General features: G+C 42.8%; 24 protein-coding genes. 21 read left to right on the forward strand and 3 right to left on the reverse strand.

Annotated elements, in window-relative coordinates:
* Positions 1–78 precede the first annotated feature (78 nt).
* Complete coding sequence (locus tag YH65_RS07740) at positions 79–732, forward strand: response regulator transcription factor (protein WP_046551370.1); 654 nt, start codon at positions 79–81, stop codon at positions 730–732.
* Entirely contained in the window at positions 725–1,873 is a 1,149-nt protein-coding gene (locus YH65_RS07745) for a sensor histidine kinase (RefSeq protein ID WP_046551371.1), read from the forward strand. Before YH65_RS07740 ends, YH65_RS07745 begins: the two co-directional genes overlap by 8 nt.
* Before the next feature lie 75 nt (positions 1,874–1,948).
* On the opposite strand, the gene YH65_RS07750 is transcribed toward YH65_RS07745, so the two are convergent.
* Together YH65_RS07750 and YH65_RS07755 are read right to left on the reverse strand one after the other, a co-directional pair.
* The gene (locus YH65_RS07750) at positions 1,949–2,479 is read right to left on the reverse strand and encodes a carboxymuconolactone decarboxylase family protein (RefSeq protein ID WP_046551372.1); all 531 of its coding nucleotides are present in this window, start codon (positions 2,477–2,479) and stop codon (positions 1,949–1,951) included.
* An 86-nt stretch (positions 2,480–2,565) separates the two neighbouring features.
* Complete coding sequence (locus tag YH65_RS07755; protein ID WP_046551373.1) at positions 2,566–2,907, reverse strand: ArsR/SmtB family transcription factor; 342 nt, start codon at positions 2,905–2,907, stop codon at positions 2,566–2,568.
* Positions 2,908–2,989: 82 nt separating this feature from the next.
* On the opposite strand from YH65_RS07755, the gene YH65_RS07760 reads away from it, so the two are divergent.
* The 7 genes from YH65_RS07760 to YH65_RS07790 all read left to right on the forward strand — a co-directional run bounded on the left by YH65_RS07760 (position 2,990) and on the right by YH65_RS07790 (position 9,183).
* A complete protein-coding gene (locus YH65_RS07760; RefSeq protein ID WP_046551374.1) occupies positions 2,990–4,111 on the forward strand; it encodes an SO_0444 family Cu/Zn efflux transporter in 1,122 nt (373 codons plus the stop codon).
* Between the two features lie 136 nt (positions 4,112–4,247).
* Entirely contained in the window at positions 4,248–4,640 is a 393-nt protein-coding gene (locus tag YH65_RS07765) for a c-type cytochrome (RefSeq protein WP_046551375.1), read from the forward strand.
* Positions 4,631–4,837: an SHOCT domain-containing protein gene (locus YH65_RS11780; protein WP_084722055.1), complete on the forward strand. Its 207-nt coding sequence runs from the start codon at positions 4,631–4,633 to the stop codon at positions 4,835–4,837. The genes YH65_RS07765 and YH65_RS11780 overlap by 10 nt, the downstream gene beginning before the upstream one ends.
* A complete protein-coding gene (locus YH65_RS07775) occupies positions 4,737–5,207 on the forward strand; it encodes a hypothetical protein (protein WP_169745651.1) in 471 nt (156 codons plus the stop codon). The genes YH65_RS11780 and YH65_RS07775 overlap by 101 nt, the downstream gene beginning before the upstream one ends.
* 27 nt (positions 5,208–5,234) lie before the next feature.
* Positions 5,235–5,873, forward strand: a complete 639-nt coding sequence (locus YH65_RS07780) for a response regulator transcription factor (RefSeq protein WP_046551378.1) — start codon at positions 5,235–5,237, stop codon at positions 5,871–5,873.
* Between the two features lie 427 nt (positions 5,874–6,300).
* Positions 6,301–6,945 (forward strand): sensor histidine kinase, encoded by a 645-nt coding sequence (locus YH65_RS11550; RefSeq protein ID WP_169745670.1) that lies wholly within the window; start codon positions 6,301–6,303, stop codon positions 6,943–6,945.
* Positions 6,946–7,293: 348 nt separating this feature from the next.
* Positions 7,294–9,183, forward strand: a complete 1,890-nt coding sequence (locus YH65_RS07790; RefSeq protein ID WP_046551380.1) for a heavy metal translocating P-type ATPase — start codon at positions 7,294–7,296, stop codon at positions 9,181–9,183.
* 13 nt (positions 9,184–9,196) lie between these two features.
* On the opposite strand, the gene YH65_RS07795 is transcribed toward YH65_RS07790, so the two are convergent.
* Positions 9,197–10,567 carry a protein-disulfide reductase DsbD family protein gene (locus YH65_RS07795; RefSeq protein ID WP_046551381.1) on the reverse strand — a complete coding sequence of 457 codons (1,371 nt, stop codon included), beginning with the start codon at positions 10,565–10,567 and terminating at the stop codon, positions 9,197–9,199.
* 161 nt (positions 10,568–10,728) lie between these two features.
* Between YH65_RS07795 and YH65_RS11430 the strand changes: the two genes are divergently transcribed.
* The 12 genes from YH65_RS11430 to YH65_RS07855 all read left to right on the forward strand — a co-directional run bounded on the left by YH65_RS11430 (position 10,729) and on the right by YH65_RS07855 (position 22,492).
* Positions 10,729–11,034 carry a hypothetical protein gene (locus YH65_RS11430; protein ID WP_084722056.1) on the forward strand — a complete coding sequence of 102 codons (306 nt, stop codon included), beginning with the start codon at positions 10,729–10,731 and terminating at the stop codon, positions 11,032–11,034.
* Positions 11,035–11,097: 63 nt separating this feature from the next.
* Positions 11,098–11,433 (forward strand): PepSY domain-containing protein, encoded by a 336-nt coding sequence (locus YH65_RS07805; RefSeq protein ID WP_046551383.1) that lies wholly within the window; start codon positions 11,098–11,100, stop codon positions 11,431–11,433.
* Positions 11,430–12,605: a TolC family protein gene (locus YH65_RS07810; protein ID WP_046551384.1), complete on the forward strand. Its 1,176-nt coding sequence runs from the start codon at positions 11,430–11,432 to the stop codon at positions 12,603–12,605. The genes YH65_RS07805 and YH65_RS07810 overlap by 4 nt, the downstream gene beginning before the upstream one ends.
* On the forward strand, positions 12,598–13,734 hold the full coding sequence (locus YH65_RS07815; RefSeq protein ID WP_046551385.1) for an efflux RND transporter periplasmic adaptor subunit: 1,137 nt from the start codon (positions 12,598–12,600) through the stop codon (positions 13,732–13,734). The genes YH65_RS07810 and YH65_RS07815 overlap by 8 nt, the downstream gene beginning before the upstream one ends.
* Before the next feature lie 9 nt (positions 13,735–13,743).
* Entirely contained in the window at positions 13,744–16,797 is a 3,054-nt protein-coding gene (locus tag YH65_RS07820) for an efflux RND transporter permease subunit (RefSeq protein WP_154806487.1), read from the forward strand.
* On the forward strand, positions 16,798–17,106 hold the full coding sequence (locus YH65_RS07825) for a hypothetical protein (RefSeq protein ID WP_046551387.1): 309 nt from the start codon (positions 16,798–16,800) through the stop codon (positions 17,104–17,106).
* Between the two features lie 3 nt (positions 17,107–17,109).
* Positions 17,110–17,520 (forward strand): c-type cytochrome, encoded by a 411-nt coding sequence (locus YH65_RS07830; RefSeq protein WP_084722058.1) that lies wholly within the window; start codon positions 17,110–17,112, stop codon positions 17,518–17,520.
* 15 nt (positions 17,521–17,535) lie between these two features.
* Entirely contained in the window at positions 17,536–18,189 is a 654-nt protein-coding gene (locus YH65_RS07835) for a response regulator transcription factor (protein WP_046551389.1), read from the forward strand.
* A complete protein-coding gene (locus tag YH65_RS07840; protein ID WP_046551390.1) occupies positions 18,176–19,408 on the forward strand; it encodes a sensor histidine kinase in 1,233 nt (410 codons plus the stop codon). The genes YH65_RS07835 and YH65_RS07840 overlap by 14 nt, the downstream gene beginning before the upstream one ends.
* 99 nt (positions 19,409–19,507) lie before the next feature.
* Positions 19,508–20,242 (forward strand): hypothetical protein, encoded by a 735-nt coding sequence (locus YH65_RS11290; protein WP_052746144.1) that lies wholly within the window; start codon positions 19,508–19,510, stop codon positions 20,240–20,242.
* 176 nt (positions 20,243–20,418) lie between these two features.
* The gene (locus tag YH65_RS07850) at positions 20,419–21,867 is read left to right on the forward strand and encodes a multicopper oxidase family protein (RefSeq protein ID WP_052746145.1); all 1,449 of its coding nucleotides are present in this window, start codon (positions 20,419–20,421) and stop codon (positions 21,865–21,867) included.
* A gap of 343 nt (positions 21,868–22,210) precedes the next feature.
* Positions 22,211–22,492: a hypothetical protein gene (locus tag YH65_RS07855; protein ID WP_011980454.1), complete on the forward strand. Its 282-nt coding sequence runs from the start codon at positions 22,211–22,213 to the stop codon at positions 22,490–22,492.
* Positions 22,493–22,563 lie beyond the last annotated feature (71 nt).

The following is a 22,563-nucleotide window of genomic DNA, read 5'->3' on the forward strand; positions in this document are numbered from 1 at the left end:
TGTCTATGGTTTTGGGGTCATTACATTAATATACACTATTAAATATCTTATTGTAAAATATGTAAAGAGGAATAAAAAATGAAAATACTACTTATGGAAGATGACCCCGTTCTTGGAGACATCCTTACAGACTACCTTCAGCAGTTCTATACGACACACAGGGCGTTCGATTCTGCAGAGGCACAGGAGTTCATCGATGATGAATCTTACGATCTTTTCATCTTCGACATCAATGTCCCGGGTAAAAGCGGCATAGAACTGCTTGAAGAGCTCAGAAGTTTCAACGATACCACACCCGCCATTATCATTACTGCCTATGAGGACACAAAACATCTCAAAGAGAGTTTCGATGTCGGGGCACATGACTATATACGCAAACCTTTTGAGCTTGAAGAGCTGAGACTGCGCATAGAAAAGAGCAAGATACTCTTTCATATAGAGCAGGATGCCCCTGTCAAACTCAGTGACAGACTGACCTACTACCCTAAAAAACAGTTGGTCAGTGACGGAACGAACGAAATGCCGCTACGACCTAAGGAGTGTGAGATACTGGAATACTTCATCGCCCATCCCCAGAGGCTCATATCGCAAGAAGAACTGATACAGAATATCTGGGAGTTCGACGCCCTGCCCAGTGATGCCACACTGCGTTCCTACATACGGAACCTGCGGGAAGTCATAGGTGCCGACAAGATCGTGACACAAAGAGGATTGGGCTACCGGTATGAATGATCTGGAAAAAAAATCCTTTTATTCCTTCCTGGGGCTTTACATCGTCTCCTCTTTTCTCTTTATCTCCTTGATAGGCTTCTGGTACTACACGGCACAGAAACATGCACTGGAAAATGAAATACACTATAAACTCGAACACATTGCCGACAAGAAGGCAGGGGAACTCATCATGGCGCATATGCATGGTACATCCATGAAAAAGGCAATAGTTCCCAAAGATGTCACGATGGCACTGATCGATACCAAGGGGAAAATAGTTGAAGGAAAGCTTGTCAAACCAAACATAGAAATAAAACCAGGCTATTTTACGGTCGATGACTACAATATACTCATCTCCGATGCACCACGTGAACATATGAACATTTCCTATGTGGTCGTCCAGTCCAACATATTGAAAGGACAACTCCACAGACTGAAAAATTCTGTCCTACTGGTAGTGGGGATCGTTCTGCTGATAATCATGGCCATTGCATGGATGCTCTCCAAACTCTTCATGAAACCGGTCCATGAGCGTGTCACACAGATAGAGCGTTTCATCAACGACGTCACCCATGAGCTCAACACCCCCATCACTTCACTTACAATGTCTGCCGACCAGGCACTGAAAGCAGGCGGCTGTTCCCCAAAAATGCTCAACAATATCTCCATCAGCACCAAGCAGCTCTATGACATTTACCGTTCTTTGACCTATCTGAACTTCAGTGACAAAAAAGAGATCGCCGAGCCGCTCAATATCAAAGAAGTCCTGGAAGAGAGTGTCGCCTACTACACTCCTCTGGCCGAGATCAAACGCATCACCTTCAAAGTAGAAGCCCAGGAGACGAAATGCGTCATCCCAAAATCACAGCTGACCCTGCTTCTGGGCAACCTCATCGGCAATGCCATCAAATACTCATCCCCCAGATCGACCATCACGATCATTCTGAAAGACAGAACACTGAAGATCATCGATGAAGGCATCGGTATCGAAGCCGACCAGCAAAAAGAGATCTTTGAAAAATTCAAACGCGGTACCGAATATTCCGGCGGTTTCGGGGTAGGTTTGAGCATCGTTAAGAGCATCTGTGACCAGTACGGTATCCAGATAGAACTGGACTCTACGGTAAATGTCGGTACGGAGTTCAGATTATTGTTCCCCTAAACAATAATCCAAAAGTTTTAGAGAACAAGAAGCAGTGAAATGTGAGTAAAAAACAGTGTAGGGCTATCCATAGCTCTACTGTCCCAGACCAAAGACGTTGGAGAGTGTATTGATATAGTTGAAGTAGCCGGTGATCGCAACTGCTTCAAGGATCTCTTTGTCACTCCAACCCATTGCTTTAAGTGCATCTATCTCCTCTTTTTGGATCTTGTAATTGTCTTTGCGAGAAGCCCTGATACAAAAGTTCAGCAGTGCTTTCTCTTTTTCATCCGTATCGATCTCCTCCACACCCCGCAGTATCTCTTCAATACGTTCATCTCTTAATCCAAGCATCTTTGCGATCCCTCTGTGCACATCGACACACATCTTGCAGCTGTTCTCTCTGGAGATCAGCAGTGCGATCGCCTCCTTGATATCATAAGAGAGGTGCGTTTCATCCAGCAGATAACCCTGTACCATTGCATCGGTTGCAAAATAGATTTTTTCATCTACCGCAAGCAGCTTGAATATCTCACCGAGTTTTCCGGTCTTTTCCATAATTGGCCTGGCTTTCTCCTGTATCACAGGACTCATTTCTTCAAATTCGGGAAGTTCTATATATGCCATTATTGTTCCTTTTTCATATATGAAATTTAAAGATAAGTTTAACTTAATAGATTTTATTTCTGCTTAGAGGCTATCGCCTCTTCCTATCAGAATTTAAGTTCAGTTGACTTCTCAGTTTCTTTGACATATTGGCTGCATACGACCTGTTCGGGCAGTGCGGGAACAGACTTTCTGACTGCATCAAGCCAGCAGAAAAGTTCCCCACTCTCCTTCTCAACTGAATAGAGCATCCATTTTCCCTTTTTTACGGAGCTGATCACGCTTGCATTTTTCATTTGTTTGAGATGTCGGGATACCAGAGGCTGTGAAAGTTGCAGCGTATCACATATCTCACAGACACAGATCGGCCCGTCCCTCATAAGCAGAGCGATGATCCTGACACGGTTTTCGTCTGAAAAAACCTTGGCGATTTGAATGAGTTGTTTCATTTAAGGTTATCCTTAATCTCTTTCGAAGTTCTAATATATAACAATATCGTTATATGAATGATAGCATAAAAAGGTTTACAGTATGGAAATTACACATTTTTTGGAAGCACTCTGGCAGCTGAGCCTTGCCATGGCTCCCTATATTTTATTTGGTCTGATCTTTGCAGGCATCCTGCACGAGATCGTACCTGACAGTATCGTTACCAAGCATCTGGGCAACGACAATATCACGTCAGTGGTCAAATCCACCCTTTTCGGCATCCCCCTGCCCGTCTGTTCTTGCGGGGTCATACCCCTGGCAACTTCCATCAAAAAGTCAGGTGCGAGCAAAGGTGCAACGCTCTCTTTTCTCATCTCAACACCCATTACCGGGGTTGATTCCATTCTGGCGACTTACGGCATATTCGGGTGGATCTTCACGATCTACCGCGTTGTCACCTCCATGGTCATTGCCACGGCAGCGGGGATACTTACGAATATCTTCGACAAATATGAACAGTCAGAAACCACGGCTGTAAAGAAACCGGCATTCTCATCCGCTGCACCGCAACAGATGACCAGTTTCAGCATGAATGCTCCAAAAGCTGAAAAAGCAGATACTGAAGAGACTGATACTACAGAGAAAAAAAGCTTCTCATTCCTGGCTGCCATGAAGTACGCCTTCATCACACTGCTCGGAGATATCGCCAAGCCGCTATTCTGGGGTCTCATTATTGGTGCGCTTATCACCGTGGCGATCCCGGACAACCTGAGTGAAATACTCAAAACCTACAACTGGCTAAGCTACCTCATCGTCATTGTCATTGCCGTACCGATGTATGTCTGCGCCACCGCATCGCTTCCCATTGCAGCCGGACTGATGCTGAGCGGAGTGAGTGCCGGAGCGGCATTTGTCTTTCTTTCGGCAGGTCCTGCAACCAATACGGTGACCATCGGAGTGGTCAAAAAGATGCTTGGCAACAGGTCACTGGCTATTTACCTGGGAACGATCGTGATAGGGAGTATCCTTTTCGGTCTTGGACTCGATGCCATCTTTGATGCATCACATATCGATCCGACATCACTCATACATATGGATGAACACGGGGGCATCATCGCAACACTCAGTTCCATCGTACTGTGGGGACTGGTACTATACTTCCTACTCAAACCCTACTTTACGAAAAAAGAGAGTTGCAGCGGTGGTTCATGCTGTTCATCATAAGTGATCCATGAACGAGAGTACTTACTTTGTCTACCTCTCTCTTCTAAGAAGATAGATCATAATGCAGATGTTCACTCACACTTTACTAACGCTCTTTGACTATAATTGTTATATCTAAAAAGAAAAAGGATTCAAAATGAAAAAAGTTATAGTTACATTCGGTCTTACAGCTATGATAGCAACCTCGGTATTTGCAGGAGATCCAGCACAAACACTTATAGAAAAAAACAAATGTATGTCATGCCACAACATCATGGGTATGAAAGATGCACCCCCTTTTGCAGGTATTGCATGGAGAAACTCAAGAATTAATGCCAACACTGCAAAGGCCACACTAAAAAACAGTATTAAGAACGGAAGTCATGGCAAGTACCCGATGTTTTCCAATACGAGAATGCCATCCTTCTCACATCTTAGCGACAAAGAGCTGGACACATTGGCAACATGGGTCCTCTCACAAGCACAAAATATGAAATGTGGACAGGGGAAATGCGGTTCCTCCATGAATAATAAAAAAGGATGGTGGTAGTCATGTGGTTCGATTGCTGGACAATAGGAGGTATCGGTATTATTCCACTACTCCTCCTGCTAACCATACTGTTTTTCTTCTACAGCCTATTTGCAAATGAAAAAAGAAGCAGCAGCCTGGATATACTGGAATCAAGATATGCCAAAGGTGAAATCAGCAAGGAGGAGTATATTGACATTAAAAAAGATATTACCTAAAAAAATAAAATCTGCTCTGGCACTTTTTTTTCTTGGATTTTCTGTATGGAGTATTGCACAAACCAATACCATTGATGAGAAAATAGATAAGATCAAGAAGGCTTCAGGCACAGAAAAAAAGCTGTTGCTAAAACAGTTGGAAGTAGATATATCACAACAAAAATATAATAGTATAGATACAAACAGATCTACAGAAAACAATAAAAGCATCGATGAAAATATAAAGGAGCATACGTCAAAAGATCTCAATTCTTCTACATGGAAGATGAATAAATGTGGCACAGGAAAATGCGGGACTGTGAAATGCGGAGTGGGCAAAAAGCCAAAAGCAGCAAAATCACTTGAGACCAATGTACCAACCTGTGACTAATACTGAAAATAGGTTATCTGAAGTACCATGAATAAACAAATATTGCTTCTTGAAGATGACTTCAACCTGGGTGACACCATTAAAGACCTGCTTGTTGCAGGCGGATATCAAGTCGATTATGTTACAAGTGGGCAGACAGCGATAGATCTTACCTATGATCATCAGTATGACCTGTATATCTTCGATATCAATATCCCGGATATTGATGGTTTGGATATTTTAAAAAGTCTTCGTAATGCGGATGATCTGACACCAGCTATTTTCATCAGCGCCATGACAGATTTAAAAACCGTACTCAAGGCTTTTGATGCAGGAGCTTATGATTTCATAAAGAAGCCTTTTTATTCAGAAGAGCTGCTCATTAAAGTCAACCTGAAGCTCATGGAAAAGGATCAAAAAATCCAATATAAAGATCTGGAATATTTCCCAAAAGAGAAAAAGCTGCTTCGAAACCAAAAGCTCGTATCTCTTGGTGAGGTCAGTACACAGATATTTGATCTCTTCCTTCATAATATCGGCAGAGTCATCAATAAAAATGAACTATATGAGTGCATGAACAATCCAGGTCCGAATGCATTGAGGTTTCATATCAGCAATATTAACAAAATAACCGGTATAGAGATCAAGAACATACGGGGAAGAGGATATATTCTTGAGCAAAGTTGAAATAAATTCATTTATGAGAAGTATTGTTCTCTTTTTTGTTTCGTTGTCCATATTGATAATACTACTTTACAATCATATCTATCGTGACAAAGTGCAGACCCATCAATACACGCTTTATTCCCAAATGCAGATTGCCAGTCTGACTTTACATAGCAGCATATTTACAATCAATTTTGTAGAAAAGTCAAAAGACAAGCAGCTTTATAAACTTCTTCGTAACAAGAAGTCTCTTTATGCCTATTTTGAAATATTCAACTCAAAAAAATACTTTACAAAAGTTTCATACCCGCTAGAAAATTTTCGTAATGACATTGCCATCATCGAACGTGGGATTGTACATGAGATCATTCAAGCCTTATTCCTCGCATTTATTGTCTCTGTACTTTTCTCATTTTATGCACTCTACCCATTAAAACAATCGTTAAAAATGACAAATGAATTCATAAAAGACATACTGCATGATTTCAATACACCCATCTCTACCATCAGGTTAAACCTCAGGCTCCTACCAGAATCAAACCCTAAAATAAAACAGAGGATAGCCAGTGCAGTAGATACGATTTTGAACCTTCAGAAGAACCTCAAGGAGTTTATCAATGAAGATATGGGAGAACGTGAAGCATTTGACATCAAATCACTGATCGAACAAAGAATAGCATTCTTCTCCGGCAGCTACCCCCATATATATTTCAATTTAGATATGGAATCAAAAAATATATATACCTACAAAAATGCAATGATCCGGATCATTGACAATCTTTTGTCAAACGCATGTAAGTACAGTAACAATGAAGGTAATGTATCTGTTTCCTTGGATCAAAATATATTATCGATCAAAGATAACGGGATCGGAATCAAAAACCCTAAAAAAATATTTGACAGGTTTTACAAAGAAACATCAAGAGGTTTGGGCATCGGTCTGCACATCGTTGACAAATTGGCAAAAAAAATGGATATTAAAATTGAAGTCCGATCCAAAATAAATAAAGGGTCTGTGTTCAAACTTGACCTATCTGCCATTATGGATCAATCACAGCAAACCAGGCAGACAAACACAAAGGATTACCTATGAAATATTTACTATTCACACTTGCTTTTTGTACAATAATTTACGCTCAGACCATGTCAGACTCTGAACACATAGACCTGCATATGGAGTCAGCAAAACAGACCGACAAGACTCAATTACATCAAATGCATAAGATAGACGAGAACGAAGCAATGAAAATTACCTAAAAACAGTGTAAGGAGGACAATATCAAACTGACGCTCAAGCATCACAAAAAGTATCTTTACTATCTTGGCATGACAACAGACTGCAAGGTCTACATCAATGCACTTAACGGTAAGATACTTACACCTGAAGAGATCAAAAAAAAAGCAGTAACGGATAAAACAGATGACTGACCAAGGAAACAATATGAAAAAGAAAAAAGAAAACCAGTTTCATTCATGGATCACCTACCCTCCTCTGCGAAACGCTCTGATAGCAGCCATCATTGCGTTGATTACATTCGGTATGGAATACTTTCTGCAAATCAGCAGTACCATTACGACCCCCATGTATATCATTGCTATTGTCATTGGCGGATACCTTTGGGTCCGGGAGGGGATTGAAGAGCTCATTGTTGAGCATGAGATCAGCATATCCATGCTGATGATATGGGCGACATCCGGGGCAGCCTACCTTGGAATGTGGGATGAAGCGGCGGCTCTTGTAGTCCTTTACGGTGCTGCCGAGGGGATAGAAGAATACACTTTCAGTAAAACACGTAATGCCATCCGCTCCCTGCTCGACCTTGCACCCAAAGAGGCACGGCTCGTACGAAACGGTGCCGAAGAGATCGTTCCAGCCGAAACATTGAAAGTCGGTGACAGGTTCAACGTTCTTCCTGGAGAATCCGTACCTACCGACGGTATCATCATCACAGGAGAATCAAGTCTGGATGAATCCCCTGTCACAGGTGAATCTATGCCGGTGAAGAAGAAAGCCGGGGAGAAGGTATTTGCTGCCACCATCAATGGTGAATCAGCCCTTCTTGTCGAAGCGACCACAGCATTTTCGGACAATACACTCTCTCGTATCATCGAACTTGTCGAAAATGCACAGGAGCAAAAAGGCCATGCGCAGATGTGGATGGAACGTTTTGGACGCGTTTACAGTCCCATTGTACTGCTAAGTGCCATATTGCTTATGATTGTTCCATTTGTTACAGGAGCAGACTCTGCCTACTGGATAGAAAAAGCCGTGATCCTGCTTGTTGCAGCAGCACCCTGTGCACTTGTTATTTCCCTCCCCATCGCTATGGCAGCAGGCATAAGCGGTGCAGCCAAACGGGGGATCCTCATCAAAGGAGGTGCACATCTTGAACATTTGGGTGTTATCGAAACCATCGCTTTTGACAAGACCGGTACGCTTACCTATGGTAAACCGAAAGTCACTGATGTCATCACTTTTCAAGAAGATGAGAGAGCACTTCTAAGCAAGGCGGCATCTCTTGAACAGTACTCTACACATCCTCTTGCCAAAGCCATCGTCATATATGCCAAAGGAAATAATATCCCCCTGTTACCGGCAGATGCTTCAAAAACACTGATCGGTTCAGGCGTACAGGGACACATCGATGACATGCTTTGGTACCTGGGCAGCCCCAAGCTCTTTGAAGAGCTTGGCATAGAACTCAAAGCGCATACTTCCATCATTGAAGATCTGCAATCGGCAGGCAAGACCGTTGTACTTCTTGGTAACAGAGATCAACTTCTGGGCCTCATTGCTATTCAGGACACCATACGGGAAAATGCAGCGAATGTCATTAAAAAACTTCACGGTCTCGGTATAAAAACTGTCATGTTGACCGGGGACAATTCCAAAACAGCACAAAGGGTGGCAGAACAGCTCGGTATGGATGATGTCCGTGCTTCACTTAAACCCGATGACAAAGTAAACGCCATCAAGGAACTGATGAAATCAGGTCCGACACTGATGGTGGGAGACGGGGTAAACGATGCACCTGCACTTGCAACAGCCACCTGCGGCATGGCTATGGGAGCCGCAGGTACGGATGCTGCCATAGAAGCAGCAGATATTGCGTTGATGGCAGATGATCTGAACAAGATCATTGAAGCCATGAAGATAGGTCAAAAAGCCCGTCGTGTCAGCAAACAGAACATTGTATTTGCGATCATTATACTTGCCATTTTGATTCCTTCGGGAGTGGGAGGACTCATCTCTGTCGCCATGGCTGTACTTGTACATGAAGCCAGTGAGCTACTGGCCGTTGCCAACGGACTGAGGTCCGGAAAGATATGATGCACGTGTCTGATCAATCCGAAATAATATCCAGAGTATCAAAAAACTCTTTCGGATCTTCATAGCCATAGAAGAGATCATTTTTAAGTTCCTTTCCGTTTCTATCAAAAAAGACGAAAGAGGGCGAGCCGAAGATATTAAAGCGTTTTCGGATCGCCTGGCTCTTTTCATCGGAAGTATCAGTAATATTGACCTTGACAGCAACATACTTCTCCTTCAATTTTGCCCTGACCTTCGGATCCTGGAATGTAGTGGCATTCAGCTTCTTGCAGACAGGGCAGGTATCTTTATAGAAATAGATGATCAGGAGTTTTCTGGCTTTGATCGCCTCTTTTATTTTGGCATCAAGCTCCCTCTCGTCTTTCACAAGCGTAAAAGGAATATAGTTCTTCTCATCGATCACAGAAACGTTATTCAGAGAGAGTTTTGGCAGAGGATGAAGTATATCTCTCTGACCATATGCCGCACCTATAAGCAGGAGCATACCCCATACCAGCACCACGATCCCTATGCCTTTGAGGAATTTGTACCATCCTCTTGCCTCTTCACCCAAAGGACGCAAAGCCCCCAGGTAGATACTCACGACGATGAATAAAATACCCCAGGGAAGAAGCGGCGGTACAAGATCTAGCTCATTGAAAATGTAGATGGCTGTGGCCAGAAGCAGTACACCGAATGTGTATTTAATCTTATTCATCCACTCACCGGCTTTTGGTAACAGATGTCCCGCACCCAGTCCCAGAAGCAGCAAAGGTATACCCATACCCAAAGCCAGGAAGAACATCGTGACCGCACCGAGCATCGGATCTGCTTTGGCAATAGCGATACCCAGGAACGAAATGAGTATGGGAGAGACACAGGCACCCAGGATCAAAGCGGAAATGGCACCGAGTAAAAAGACCATTGGACCGCTGCCTCCCTTGATATGCTGGGAACTGGCGTTCAGTTTTGACTGTATAAATGAAGGAAGCTGTATTTCGTACAGTCCGAACATAGAAAGTGCCATAGCTACAAAGATCAGAGAGATGGCCCCTATGGCCCATACATTTTGAAAATAAGCCTGCAACTGTTCCCCAGTAGCACCTGCCAGTGCACCCATGACCGTGTAAGTCAGTATGGTCCCCAGCACATAGGCAGCAGAAAGATACAGGGCTTTGGCCTTGGTAATTTCCTTTCCCTGCCCTACGATAATACTTGATACAATGGGTACCATCGGAAGTACACAGGGTGTAAAAGTAAGCAAAAGACCTGCCACAAAAGAGCCCAGCGCCAGACTGAGCACCCCTTCATTCCCGGAAACCGTCTCCGTATCCACTCCTGCATAAAGCAGTGTAGCTGACAGCAAAACAAATACTGACAGAATCATCCATCTATTTTTTTTCATTTTATTTACCTATGTATTGAAATTATATAAGCAGTATAATCAAAGCCTGTGCAAGGTTTGTGTAGATACCACTGCACACTCCTTACACGAAAATAAAATATAATAAATGAATAAAGTATATTTCCGTTATACTACAACAAATATTTCAGAAGGGAGAAGCAGTGAAAAGTGCCATATTGAAACTTTTACTATTGTCAGCGTTATTTTTCAATATTGCCCATGCCGTTGTCATCGCTTCTGAAGAGCATTGCGTACATGAAAGTGCCAAGGAATATGTACAGGAAGTGGATCACGGCACGAAGTGTGGTGATCTTTGTGATTTTCACCACTTCTTTCATATGAGTGCTATCATCACACCTGTTATACAGCATATGCCAACTATTCAGCACGCAGAACAGCCCGATACGAAACTGCTCACCTACCACCCACCTTTCAAAGAAACCGAAAACAAACCCCCTATAGCCTGATCCTTTTACCGGCACCATAGTTCTCTTTACAGAGCACTTTAAAACCCTAATTCAAGGATTACAATGAAATACCCATTATTCATACTTGGTTTTTGCACATCTATGTATGCGCAGACCATGTCAGCATCAGAACATCTCGATCTGCACAGATACAACCATCGTCCGTCACTGAAACATATGGATGAGAAAAATGCACATCGATTACATAAAATAGACGAAGACCAGGCGAAGAAGATAGCCGCCAGGGTGTGCAGGAACAGTGACGTAAAACTCACATTGACACATCGCGGATCCTACCTTTACTATATTGCCAGGACCACGAAATGCACGGTTTACATCAATGCACTCGACGGAACGGTCATCGATCCGAAAAAAATCAACACGGAGAAAAAACAATGAAACGAATGGGTTACCTCTTTTGCATATTTTCACTCAGTCTTTACGGCATGAGTTACGAAACATTCAAAGCAAAGACACTGAAAAACTCGAAGATACTGAAAAGCCAGACACTCACCCTGCAGACGGCACAACAGAAGAACAACATACTGCTGAGGGCTTCGAACCCGGTAATGAACCTGGAACTCTCAAATTACAACGAGAACGCCGGAGGAAGCAATATCGAATACGCAGCCGGACTTTCCCAGACCATCCGTACCGGAAGCTACATGGATGGACTGCAGGAGAAAGCAAATGCAAATTCACTGCTGAGCAAAGCTTTTGTCACACAGGGACGTGCCGGCTACATCAAAACACTCGAAAACCTCTACACACAGTATGTCTACCAGAGCAAGATGCTGTCGCTTCTGGACCAGGAGTACACACTCTCCAACAGAGTGACTGCCATGGTAAAAGAACGCTACAAGAGCGGCTCTGAAAACCGTGTCGCCTACCTTCAGGCCCGAACGGAAACACTGACGCTCAAAACAATGAAATATACGACGAAGCAGGAGCTTGTCAAGCTCTATTACCAACTGCTTGCCATAGCGGGACTGAGCCAGAAAGTCTCTCTGGAGAAACGTTTCATCTATTCTGTCTCTTCCAAAACAAAGAGCAGTGCCAAACTGAGTCCGCAGCAGCAGGTTCTCAAGGCAAAAGAGAAACTCTACCGGAGTGACTACAGCATCAACCAGAGCAGTTTCCGAAATTTCGATCTCTATACCAGTGTGGAGCAGGAACCCGACCAGGGTATCGTACGTGTGGGAGTGAGCATCCCCCTCTCCGTCAACAATGACAGAAGCGAAGAGAGAATGCTGGCAAAGCTCAAAATGCAGCAGACGCAGCTGGACAATGAGCAGCTCTCTATCAGCATACGTTCGCAAAAACAGATGCTCAAAGCAGCCCTCAGAGAACTTTCCGCGCAGTACCACGCACTCAGGAGCCTGCAGAAAGAACAGCAGGAACTTACCACCCTTCTCCAGGAAGGATACAAGATAGCCAAAGGCTCGCTCTTTCAACTGATGACAGCGAAGAACAAGCTCATTCAGACAAGAAAAGCCCTGCTTCAGACACAAAAAATGATCAACGATCAAAAAATAGAATTACGTTTTTTACAAGGAGACTACAATGATTAAGACTTTACTGCTCATAGTGCCGATACTGGCTTTTGCCGGCGAAACGGCCACGAATAAAATAACGATGGACCATGCCAAGATAAAACCTTTGGGAAAGATCGTCCGTACCAATGCACAGATCACCCAGCTTTCCGACCAGAAACAGAAGATCGTCTCCAGACTTCCGGGACATGTCGAGAAATATTTCGTCACCACCGGACAGCATGTAAGAAAAGGCGAAAAAGTAGTACTTATAGAGTCCATAGAACTCTCAAAGATGTCTGCGAACTATGTCGCCCTGAAGCAACAGGCCAAAGCGGCCAAAGAACAACTTGCTACAGCGAAAAAGCTTTATAAGAAAGGCCTGACCTCCCAGAATGAACTCAACCAGAAGATCATCGAGATAGAAGAGATACTTGCTCAGCAAAACGCTCTTGCTTCACAGCTCAATTCACTGGGGATCGATGCGAAAAAACTGACCACTGCAACCGACAAGTTCATCCTCTATGCCCATGCCGACGGCGTGGTCGGACAGATATTCGTTCCCCTTCACTCCAATGTCAATGCCGAAGATCCTCTCATGTCCATTGTCAACCAAAGCGCCTATTATGCCATCGCCTATGTGGATTTGAACGATGCCATGAAAGTGACAGCCAAAACAACGGGTTTCGTTACATTTGCCGGGAAGAAGTATCCTGCGCACTTCGTACAGCTTCTGCCCACCATCGACGAAGAGACACAGCGCGCCAAAGTACTTTTCATGATGATGAATTACCCAGAAAATATACTCATCAATGCCTTTACGGAGATGGAGATATCGCTTGAGCCGTACAGAAATGCACTCATGATAAAAAAATCTGCCCTCTCTCTCTTTCAGGGCGAATGGGTCGTCTTTGAAGAAGCCCGTCATGAAGACGAGGAACATGCTGCAGAAAAGCCGCATGGCCATAACAAAGAGGCAAAAGAGCATGAGGAGGAAGGCGAAGAAGAGGAAGAAGCACCCTATGTACCCAAAGTGGTCAAGATCATTGCCTACTACGGGGATGATGTTGCCATTGAAGGGCTTGACAAAGGTGAAGAGTATGTCTCTGACGGTGTTTATTTCGTCAAGTCTATGCTGCTGAAATCTTCACTGGGTGATGGGGATTAGGAGTAGATTATGAAACGTTTTTTTGAACTGTTAATACAGTATAAATTCCTGATCCTGGCACTTTTCATTGCTGTTGCGAGTTTCGGTTACAAGGCCTACAAGGACATTCCGGTAGATGCCTTTCCCGACATTACACCCAAGCAGGTTGTCATCTATACCGAAAGTCCCGGAAACTCGGCTGAAGATATTGAGAAACTCATTACTTACCCTATAGAAGCGGCGATGTCCGGTCTTCCGGGTGTCAAGATGATACTCTCAAATTCTATTTTCGGACTCTCGTATGTCTCCATTTTCTTTGAAGACGGTTATGATACCTACTTTCTCAGACAACTGGTCACCGAGCGTCTCAACACTATCGAGATACCAAAAGGCTGGGGTAAACCTACCATGGGACCAAATACAACAGGACTGGGACAAGTCTTTTGGTATCAAGTCAAAGACAGTAGCGGCAAACTTTCATTAACCAAACTACGTGAAATACAGGAGTATATTGTTACACCGCTGCTGAAATCTGTTGACGGTGTAGAGGATGTCATCAGCTGGGGAGGATTTACCAAGCAGTATGATGTACTCATAGACCCCAAACGCCTGCAGGCAACCAATACCACTTACGATGAGATCATTGAAGCACTGGAGCGTTCCAACATGTCCGCAGGCGGGCAGTATCTGGAGTTCAACAAGGAGCAGTATCTCATTCGCGGTGCAGGCTTTTACCAGACACTCGATGACATCAGGAACACGGTCATTCGCAGCAAAGATGCCATAGCGGTCACCATTGCGGATGTTGCAGAGGTCAAAGCTGGAACAGCACCCCGTTTTGGTGCCGTGACTATTGACGGTAAAGAAGCGATGTTCGGTATGGTACTGCAGCGAAGCGGTACCAATGCCGCCAAAGTCGTCGATTCGATCAAGGCAAAACTCCCGCTTGTCAATGCTGCACTTCCCAAAGGCGTGAGCATCGAGACCATCTATGACAGGACCGAGATCACCCATAAAGCGGTCAATACAATGACTTCTGCACTTTTAACAGGTTCTATTCTTGTTGCGATCGTACTCTTTTTGTTTCTCTTTGAACTGCGTTCGGCATTCATCGTCATTATCTCCCTACCACTCTCTTTACTTATCGCATTTTTGATGATGCAGGAGTATGGTATGTCGGCGAACCTCATGTCTCTTTCCGGGCTTGCCATCGCCATCGGTATGATCGTGGACGGGACCATCGTTGTGGTTGAGAACAGCTTCAGGCTTCTGCATGACAACCCCAAACTTGAACGGGCAGAGGTGATCGCCATGGCAACGGCAGAAGTTGCCAAACCGGTCATTTTTGCCCTACTGATCATTGCTGTGGTATTCATACCTCTGCTTAGTCTGGAAGGGCTTGCAGGAAAGCTCTACTCTCCCATGGCACTGGACATCGTCTTTGTTATGCTGGGTTCTCTTGCCGTGGCGCTGCTGCTCGTACCCGTACTCTCATTTATGATGCTTAAAACAGGGAAGCACTCCAACTCCCCACTCATGAATTTCATTAAAGGTTTCTACACGCCTATGCTGAATTTTGCCATGCATAATGCCAAAAAGGTCATCATCGTTACCTTTGCGATCTTTGCCGTTCTTGCTGCAATGCTTACACAGCAGGGACGAGAGTTCATGCCTGAACTCAATGAAGAGTCCATTATGTACCGTGTGATCGCCATACCGGGTACTGCTTTGGGGCAAAGTGTCGATACCTCTAACGCTATTGAAAAATATATACTTAAAAACTATTCCAAAGAGATAAGCTCAGTGCTTACGATGATAGGACGAAGTGAAAAAGGTGAAACGGCACAGGGTAACTATATGGAAGTACTTCTCACCCTTAAACCCGGGATCGAAGATATGGAGTCACTGGGACATAATATGACAGAAGATCTGCAAAAAACATTCTCTTTTGTACAATTTATACCGACGCAGCCTATTTCCATGCGTATCGAAGAACTTCTTGAAGGTGTCAAGGCAGAGCTTGCCGTAAAGATCTACGGTGAGGATCAGAAAGTCATGGACAGGATCGCCACCCAGATCCAGCAGGCGGTTTCCGGCATAGAAGGGTTGGAGAGACCGGAAATAGAATCACAGCTGGGACAGGCACAGATCACCATAAAACCTGACTATCTGGCACTTTCCCGTTACGGCATCAATGTTGATGAAGTGATGCGTGTCATCCGCAACGGCATAGGAGAAGAACCTGTCACCGAAAAAATAGAAGGTATCCGTCGTTTTGGTATCGTTCCAAAAATAAAGGGAGCGAAGAAAGATATAGCAAGCATTAAAGCCGTACTTCTGCGTAGCAATACAGGAAAAATGGTACGACTCGATGAAGTATGTGACATTAAAGTCATACAGGGGCCTTCCTTTATTAAACGTGAAGATCTGAGCCGTTATATGGTACTTTCCATGGAAGTTGAAGGAAGAGACATTGCATCCTTTGTTGAAGAAGCAGATGCAAAGATAAAAAAAGAAGTAGATATACCTAACGGTTACTACATCAAATGGGCCGGGGACTTTAAAAATATGCAGGAAGCTACGGCAACCCTTGCAATGATCATTCCGATCACTCTGCTGCTGATCTTGCTGTTGCTCTACACAGCTTTCAACTCGTTTAAAAAAGCCTTCCTCATTCTGCTTGGTGTACCACTTGGAATGATCGGAGGAATTGCAGGACTCATTATTTCAGGTGAATACCTGTCTGTCTCTGCCATTGTCGGTTTCATTGCCATCTTTGCTATTGCCATATTGAACGGGATCGTACTGGTCTCTTTCATTGATGAATTACGGAAGAAATTCCCTCATGTCAAAATGGTGGATATGGTAAAAGATGCCACACTGTTACGTCTCAGACCGGTACTCATGACAGCCTTTACCACGCTCTTCGGTATTTTGCCACTGCTTTATGCCACAGGTGTCGGTTCAGAGATACAGTATCCGCTTTCGGTAGTAGTTACAGGTGGAATCATCTCTTCTACACTACTCACTCTCCTGGTTTTACCAGGGTTGTATGTATTGTTTTTTAAAAAGGAGGAAAACTAAATGATACGCATAACAAGTACGATAAAAGTATTAAATGTCACTGGACAACTACAGAAGCCAAAAATGAGAATGCTTCTGATAATATTTGCATTAAATTTTTCAGTTTTAAGTATGGCAGACAACTATACCGTAAACGGAAATGAACACAATAAAAGTGTGTCAAAACCTTTGGAAAAGTCTAAATTTGAAATGCTGAAACAGTCAAAAGATGGCATTTCCCATGGTTCCAAATGTGGTACTTCCGACACAAAATGTAATGGAGGAACCTCACATGGTTCAAAATGCGGTTCCTGCAACCCCGAAAGGTAACTCATGAAATATTTATTTTTATCAGGATTATTACTTTCAGGCTTATCGGCTATGGACGGCCGGGCTGTTTTTGATAAAAAATGTGCCTCCTGCCACAGGTATGAGGTTAAAAAATATGACTTTGCCAAAGAGAAACATTCACTGAAAGCACCACCGATGAATGAAATTTCAAGGCGTCTTAAAAAAAGAATAAAAGTATATGACAAAGACATCCACAGATTTGTGGTCGTCTCATTTATAAAAGAATATATCAAGCATCCCTCTTTTACCTACTATATGTGCGATGACAAGGCAGTTGCCAGATTTGATATTATGCCGGCCATTACAGATATGAGAGAAGAGGAATATCAGACTGTTGCCGAATGGATATATGACAACTACTCCATAGAAGAGTATGGTAAAAAACCAAAGTAACGGGAAAGGTATATTATGAAACGTATATTATATCTGGAAGATGATGGCAAACTTGCCAAGCTGGTCATGCAGTATCTTGAGCATTATTATCTTGTCGATCATGTCTCCACATTGAACGATATTGAAGCATACCTGAAGCAGTATCATTATGATATCGCCATCCTGGACAGAAATATCAATGATGCAGATATAGGGCTTATGGCAATAGAGCTCATTCATGCCCACAATATAGATACAGATATTATCATAACAAGTGCCTACAGTACAGTGGATGATAAAATAAAGGGACTTTCTCTTGGAGCGAATGACTATCTCGAGAAGCCTTTTGATGTCAGGGAGCTGGCAGCAAGGATCAATGCACAGCTTCGGAAAAAATTTCCCGAGCAGATCAGCTATAAAGGGTTGCAGTTCAATATGACCAACAAGCAGATCCATTATGAGGGCAATATGATCCTGCTGAGCCAAAAAGAGAACGCGCTTCTCTTTTTCCTTTTGGAAAATGCCAACAAACTCTTCACAGCACAGGAGTTGATTTATGCACTTTATGCACACCCTGACGATATTTTGCCCAACACCATAACGGTAACCATCGGCAAGATCAGAAAAAAACTGCCCGTTGATATCATCAAGACATTTAAGACGAGAGGATATATGATTGAACTTTTTTAGACCCTCTTTGGAAAACAAAACCCTTATGCTGCTTTTGGGCAGCCTTTACGGTGCCCTCATTTTGATGTCCACGGTCTCTTTGAATGTCTATGAGAACCATTTGAAAAGTGAGTACCGAGACAACCTGAAATTCATTGCAAGCTCTCTCGAACACTTGACAAGCCAAGAGATAAAAAATAAAAATTTTAATACCTGCAATACCCAGAGTCAGAAAATGTGTACACTCTGTACCCTCAACAATGATTTTGCCTCTGTGAATGTGGACTACTTTACCAGAAAAGAAGACATAAGGCACAAAGAATATGAAAAAATACTGATTTTAAAAGACGGCTCCTATATACAGCTTTCCATGTCAAAAAAATACATTGAGAGTCAACTGAACAATATGAGATACATTTTGTTCTATGTCTTTCTTATTGTCTCCATTCTCTTTACTTTCATCATTTATCTTTTACACAGAAAGCTCTTCTCTCCGCTCAAATGCCTGGTAAACACCTGTCATAACCTCGAACAGGAAAAAGGTACGACGACACAATGCCCTTCAGACAGTTACGAGATCCAGGAGTTGCGTATGGCGATCCTCAATCTACTCAAAAAAAACAAGTTGCTGTATGAAAAAAAGCATGACATGTTCAAGGAGATCACCCATCAGCTGAAGTCTCCCATCGCCATTATGCAGGCGAGACTCTCTTCACTGACCAACGATACCTCTCCTGATACCGTCAAAGAGTATGTCAAGGAGACCAATACAGACATAGAGGGTATTAAAGAGATCATTCAGGATATCCTTTTTCTCGAAGGGGTGGAACTTGATATACAAAACACCCACAAAAGCGATATCTCCATGAAAGCCGTTTTTGAAGATATGCAGAAAAAATTCCAGCCTCTGCTCGAACTCAACCAGATCACTATCGATGCAGACTGGCATGAGGACTTCACCATTCACTCCTACAGGAAACCCATTTTACAGGTGATACAGGCGATGTATGAAAATGTATCGATACACACCAAAAAAGGAACTACTATCGATATGGCCATTGATGCGGCAAAGAAAACACTTATCATCAGCAATATCCCAAAAGACAAAGAGGACAACCTCTTCAAATCGACCAGGATCGGCACAAAGATCATAAAACGCCTTTCCGAGAAGCTGAATTTTACAGTGACCACGGAGCATCATAAAAACAGATATATCACTATGATCACCTTCCATTCATAATTTTTTCATATTGGCATCACTTTTTCGTCATATCTATAAGTTATAGTTTTCATAAGTATAAGTCTTCTGGCTTGTACAACTACAATAAAAAGGACTCATATGAAAGGGTATATAAAAATTTTTGGCTTAGGTTCAGCGGTAGTGCCATTTATCATCGGCTGCAGCGGAGGAGGATCTTCCACCCCGGCAGGTACGGCAACTTCTGCCACAATGGCAACTGTTTCCGGTACCGTACCGGGTACATTCATCGAAGCATTTTGTGAAGACGGCTATTATGCACAGGTGACTTCAAACAACAATGGAACATCACAGCACCCGTTTGAAATCGACATCCCGACAAATACAAACTGTACGATGATAATGACGACCAATGAGAAGGATCCTGCAAACCGATGCATCTCGCAGGTTGGTTTTGACACAGGAAATACAACAGGTAAGACCTTTAAGATTACAGAAGATATGAATATGGGACATATTCCGCTTCCTATGCAATACAGTGATGTCAAAGACGTGGACGGAGACCATGTTATTGATGACTGTCTCTATGTTAAAACGTCTATGGACAATATGGTGGTGAACGATATACCGGTAATGGACCGTGACCAGAACGGTATGGTGGATAGTTATGACGACCGAGATGATGACGGTACCTGTAATGCTTACGAAGATGATGACCATGACGGAATACCCAACGTACTCGATGACGAGAACAACAATAACATGCCTGACTATATGGATGATGATGACCGTGACGGTACTTGGAATCACTATGACGATGATTACTGGAACCAATATTCTGACTATGATGATCACAATGCAACTGTAGATCCCTAAGATCAGAATATCATAAAAAAGAACAGTGATTTACAGCTGTTCTTTTTTACACTTCTTCTCCTGCTTTTTTAATCCGCACAAGAAACAATCTGTTCATAATTTTTTCATATTGGCATCACTTTTTCGTCATATTGCTGGGTTAAACTTCTTGTATAACATATAAAAAAGGATATACCATGAAAAGAAGAAAATTTTTAGGACTTAGTGGAATCACAGCAATGTATCTATTTATCGGGACAGAGGGTGCTGAAGCGAGAAGATGGAAAAGACGGGGTGGTGGCGGTACTACTACCCCTCCACCGGCAGTCACTCCAAAGGCACTTCCAATACCTGCACTCATTAAACCCATCGACAGAAATGGTGTGAAACACTTTGACCTCAATGTAAATAAAGCACAACATGAGTTTTTTGATGGTATCCTGACCAATACTTTTTCCATTAGCAGTACCTACCTTGGACCTACACTGTTACTTACAAATGGAGATAATGTCTCGTTGAACTATACAAACAATCTTTCCGAAGAAGTCACTATGCACGGTCATGGTATGCATGTACCTGCCAATATGGACGGTACACCACACCAAACTATAGCGATAGGAGAAACATGGTCTGCACAATATACCGTAAATCAGAATGCCTGTACAAACTGGTATCACCCGCATACACATCATAAAACACCACATCATGTGTATCAGGGCTTGGCAGGGATGATCATTATTGAAGATGATGAGAGCAGAGCTTTAGACCTTCCAAACCGATATGGTATTGACGATATTCCTGTGGTACTTCAGGACCGTTTCTTTACAGCAGATAAAACAGCCTTGGATTACAGTCCGACACAGATGCAGATATCCAGAGGATATATAGGAGATGTATTTATCACCAATGGTGCGATAGAACCAACTTTTGAAGCAGAAGCAAAAGAGATCCGTTTCCGTCTTCTCAATGGTTCAAACTCTTCAGTCTATGACTTAGGATTCTCAAATGGGAAAAGTTTTAAACAAATAGGTGGAGACAACTCTCTTTTGGAAGCCCCTGTTTCTATGACACGCCTCGTACTCTCTCCAGGTGAAAGAGCAGAAATTGTTGTAGATTTAAGCAATGACTCTGGAGCATCTTTTACACTGCATGAATACAAAAACAATAAAACATTTATGACAGTCAATGTGAGTAAAAATGCTACAGCAGTCACTTCATTGCCCAACACACTTGCAGAGCTTGACCCTATAGACCTGTCACTTGTCACAAATACAAGAAAATTCAATCTCGGTATGCAAAATATGGTATTTACCATCAATGGAAAAGCGATGGATATGAAGAGAATAGATGAAGTGGTTCCTCTGGGAGATACTGAGATATGGGAAGTAACCAATATGATGGGTATGGATCATAATTTCCATATTCATGCAACACACTTTAGAGTCATTGAACGTAACGGCAGTGCTGCAAATGTACTTGAAAATGAAAAAGGCTACAAAGATGTGGTCTACCTGAAAGGCAAAGAAAGCGTAAAACTCCTGGTCAAGATGACCGACTATGCTGATGCGACTGTACCATACATGTATCACTGCCACTTTTTAGAGCATGAAAATAATGCCATGATGGGTCAGTTTACAGTAGTTTAAAACTTTTGGCACTTTTATAGGTAAGTCCAAATAATATATCCTCCTTTGGACAAGGAATGGCACTTAGACTGAAATCTAAGTGCCATGACATATTAGCCCATTGTCCATACAATAGTGAAAATTTTGATATCAAATCACTTCTAGAGCAAAAAGTGGAACAGATACATGATACCTACCTATATATTACATTCGTAAAAAAAGCCCTCAAACCTCATACACATCAAGGTATCTGTCACAGCTACCTCATCGTTATCGTTATTGCCGTATCCATGTATGTCTGTGCTCATAGCTTTTGAAAAAAAACCAAAAATAAGCTATACTTCCATAAAAAAAGGAGAAATGTATGAAACGGTTTCAACAACGTATCGTACATTTTCTTCTTCTTTTCTATCTTTTCTCGTCCTATCTTGGGGCAACACATATACATCACGATGCACTTGCATCCCATGATAATTGTAAAGTATGTATCGTTGTCAAAAATCTTCATAACGGCGACACACCTGACTCTGTTACCCTGCCCCTTATAGACAGTATTCTTTATCAAAAGATAGCACTATATCAATCCCTCTTTGTTTTCGAAACTTTTAAAGGTTTTGACGCACACGCTCCCCCGTTATTTTCCTGAAAAATTCATATAACCCATACCAATATTGATATGCCTGGTGTGAGACAGATGTTCTGTATTCATAACAGGCC

Source organism: Sulfurovum lithotrophicum (assembly GCF_000987835.1).
GTDB lineage: Bacteria > Campylobacterota > Campylobacteria > Campylobacterales > Sulfurovaceae > Sulfurovum > Sulfurovum lithotrophicum.

Bases quoted from the DNA above. Each gene is read 5' to 3' on its own strand.
- YH65_RS11290 (WP_052746144.1), top strand. From the start codon at position 19,508: ATGAAAGGGTATATAAAAATTTTTGGCTTAGGTTCAGCGGTAGTGCCA.
- YH65_RS07810 (WP_046551384.1), top strand. From the start codon at position 11,430: ATGAAACGAATGGGTTACCTCTTTTGCATATTTTCACTCAGTCTTTAC.
- YH65_RS07760 (WP_046551374.1), top strand. From the start codon at position 2,990: ATGGAAATTACACATTTTTTGGAAGCACTCTGGCAGCTGAGCCTTGCC.
- YH65_RS07815 (WP_046551385.1), top strand. From the start codon at position 12,598: ATGATTAAGACTTTACTGCTCATAGTGCCGATACTGGCTTTTGCCGGC.
- YH65_RS07820 (WP_154806487.1), top strand. From the start codon at position 13,744: ATGAAACGTTTTTTTGAACTGTTAATACAGTATAAATTCCTGATCCTG.
- YH65_RS07790 (WP_046551380.1), top strand. From the start codon at position 7,294: ATGAAAAAGAAAAAAGAAAACCAGTTTCATTCATGGATCACCTACCCT.
- YH65_RS07835 (WP_046551389.1), top strand. From the start codon at position 17,536: ATGAAACGTATATTATATCTGGAAGATGATGGCAAACTTGCCAAGCTG.
- YH65_RS11780 (WP_084722055.1), top strand. From the start codon at position 4,631: ATGGTGGTAGTCATGTGGTTCGATTGCTGGACAATAGGAGGTATCGGT.
- YH65_RS07755 (WP_046551373.1), bottom strand. From the start codon at position 2,907: ATGAAACAACTCATTCAAATCGCCAAGGTTTTTTCAGACGAAAACCGT.
- YH65_RS07765 (WP_046551375.1), top strand. From the start codon at position 4,248: ATGAAAAAAGTTATAGTTACATTCGGTCTTACAGCTATGATAGCAACC.
- YH65_RS07780 (WP_046551378.1), top strand. From the start codon at position 5,235: ATGAATAAACAAATATTGCTTCTTGAAGATGACTTCAACCTGGGTGAC.
- YH65_RS07805 (WP_046551383.1), top strand. From the start codon at position 11,098: ATGAAATACCCATTATTCATACTTGGTTTTTGCACATCTATGTATGCG.
- YH65_RS11550 (WP_169745670.1), top strand. From the start codon at position 6,301: ATGACAAATGAATTCATAAAAGACATACTGCATGATTTCAATACACCC.
- YH65_RS07740 (WP_046551370.1), top strand. From the start codon at position 79: ATGAAAATACTACTTATGGAAGATGACCCCGTTCTTGGAGACATCCTT.
- YH65_RS07750 (WP_046551372.1), bottom strand. From the start codon at position 2,479: ATGGCATATATAGAACTTCCCGAATTTGAAGAAATGAGTCCTGTGATA.
- YH65_RS07745 (WP_046551371.1), top strand. From the start codon at position 725: ATGAATGATCTGGAAAAAAAATCCTTTTATTCCTTCCTGGGGCTTTAC.
- YH65_RS07795 (WP_046551381.1), bottom strand. From the start codon at position 10,567: ATGAAAAAAAATAGATGGATGATTCTGTCAGTATTTGTTTTGCTGTCA.
- YH65_RS07830 (WP_084722058.1), top strand. From the start codon at position 17,110: ATGAAATATTTATTTTTATCAGGATTATTACTTTCAGGCTTATCGGCT.
- YH65_RS07855 (WP_011980454.1), top strand. From the start codon at position 22,211: ATGAAACGGTTTCAACAACGTATCGTACATTTTCTTCTTCTTTTCTAT.
- YH65_RS07825 (WP_046551387.1), top strand. From the start codon at position 16,798: ATGATACGCATAACAAGTACGATAAAAGTATTAAATGTCACTGGACAA.
- YH65_RS07850 (WP_052746145.1), top strand. From the start codon at position 20,419: ATGAAAAGAAGAAAATTTTTAGGACTTAGTGGAATCACAGCAATGTAT.
- YH65_RS07775 (WP_169745651.1), top strand. From the start codon at position 4,737: ATGAAAAAAGAAGCAGCAGCCTGGATATACTGGAATCAAGATATGCCA.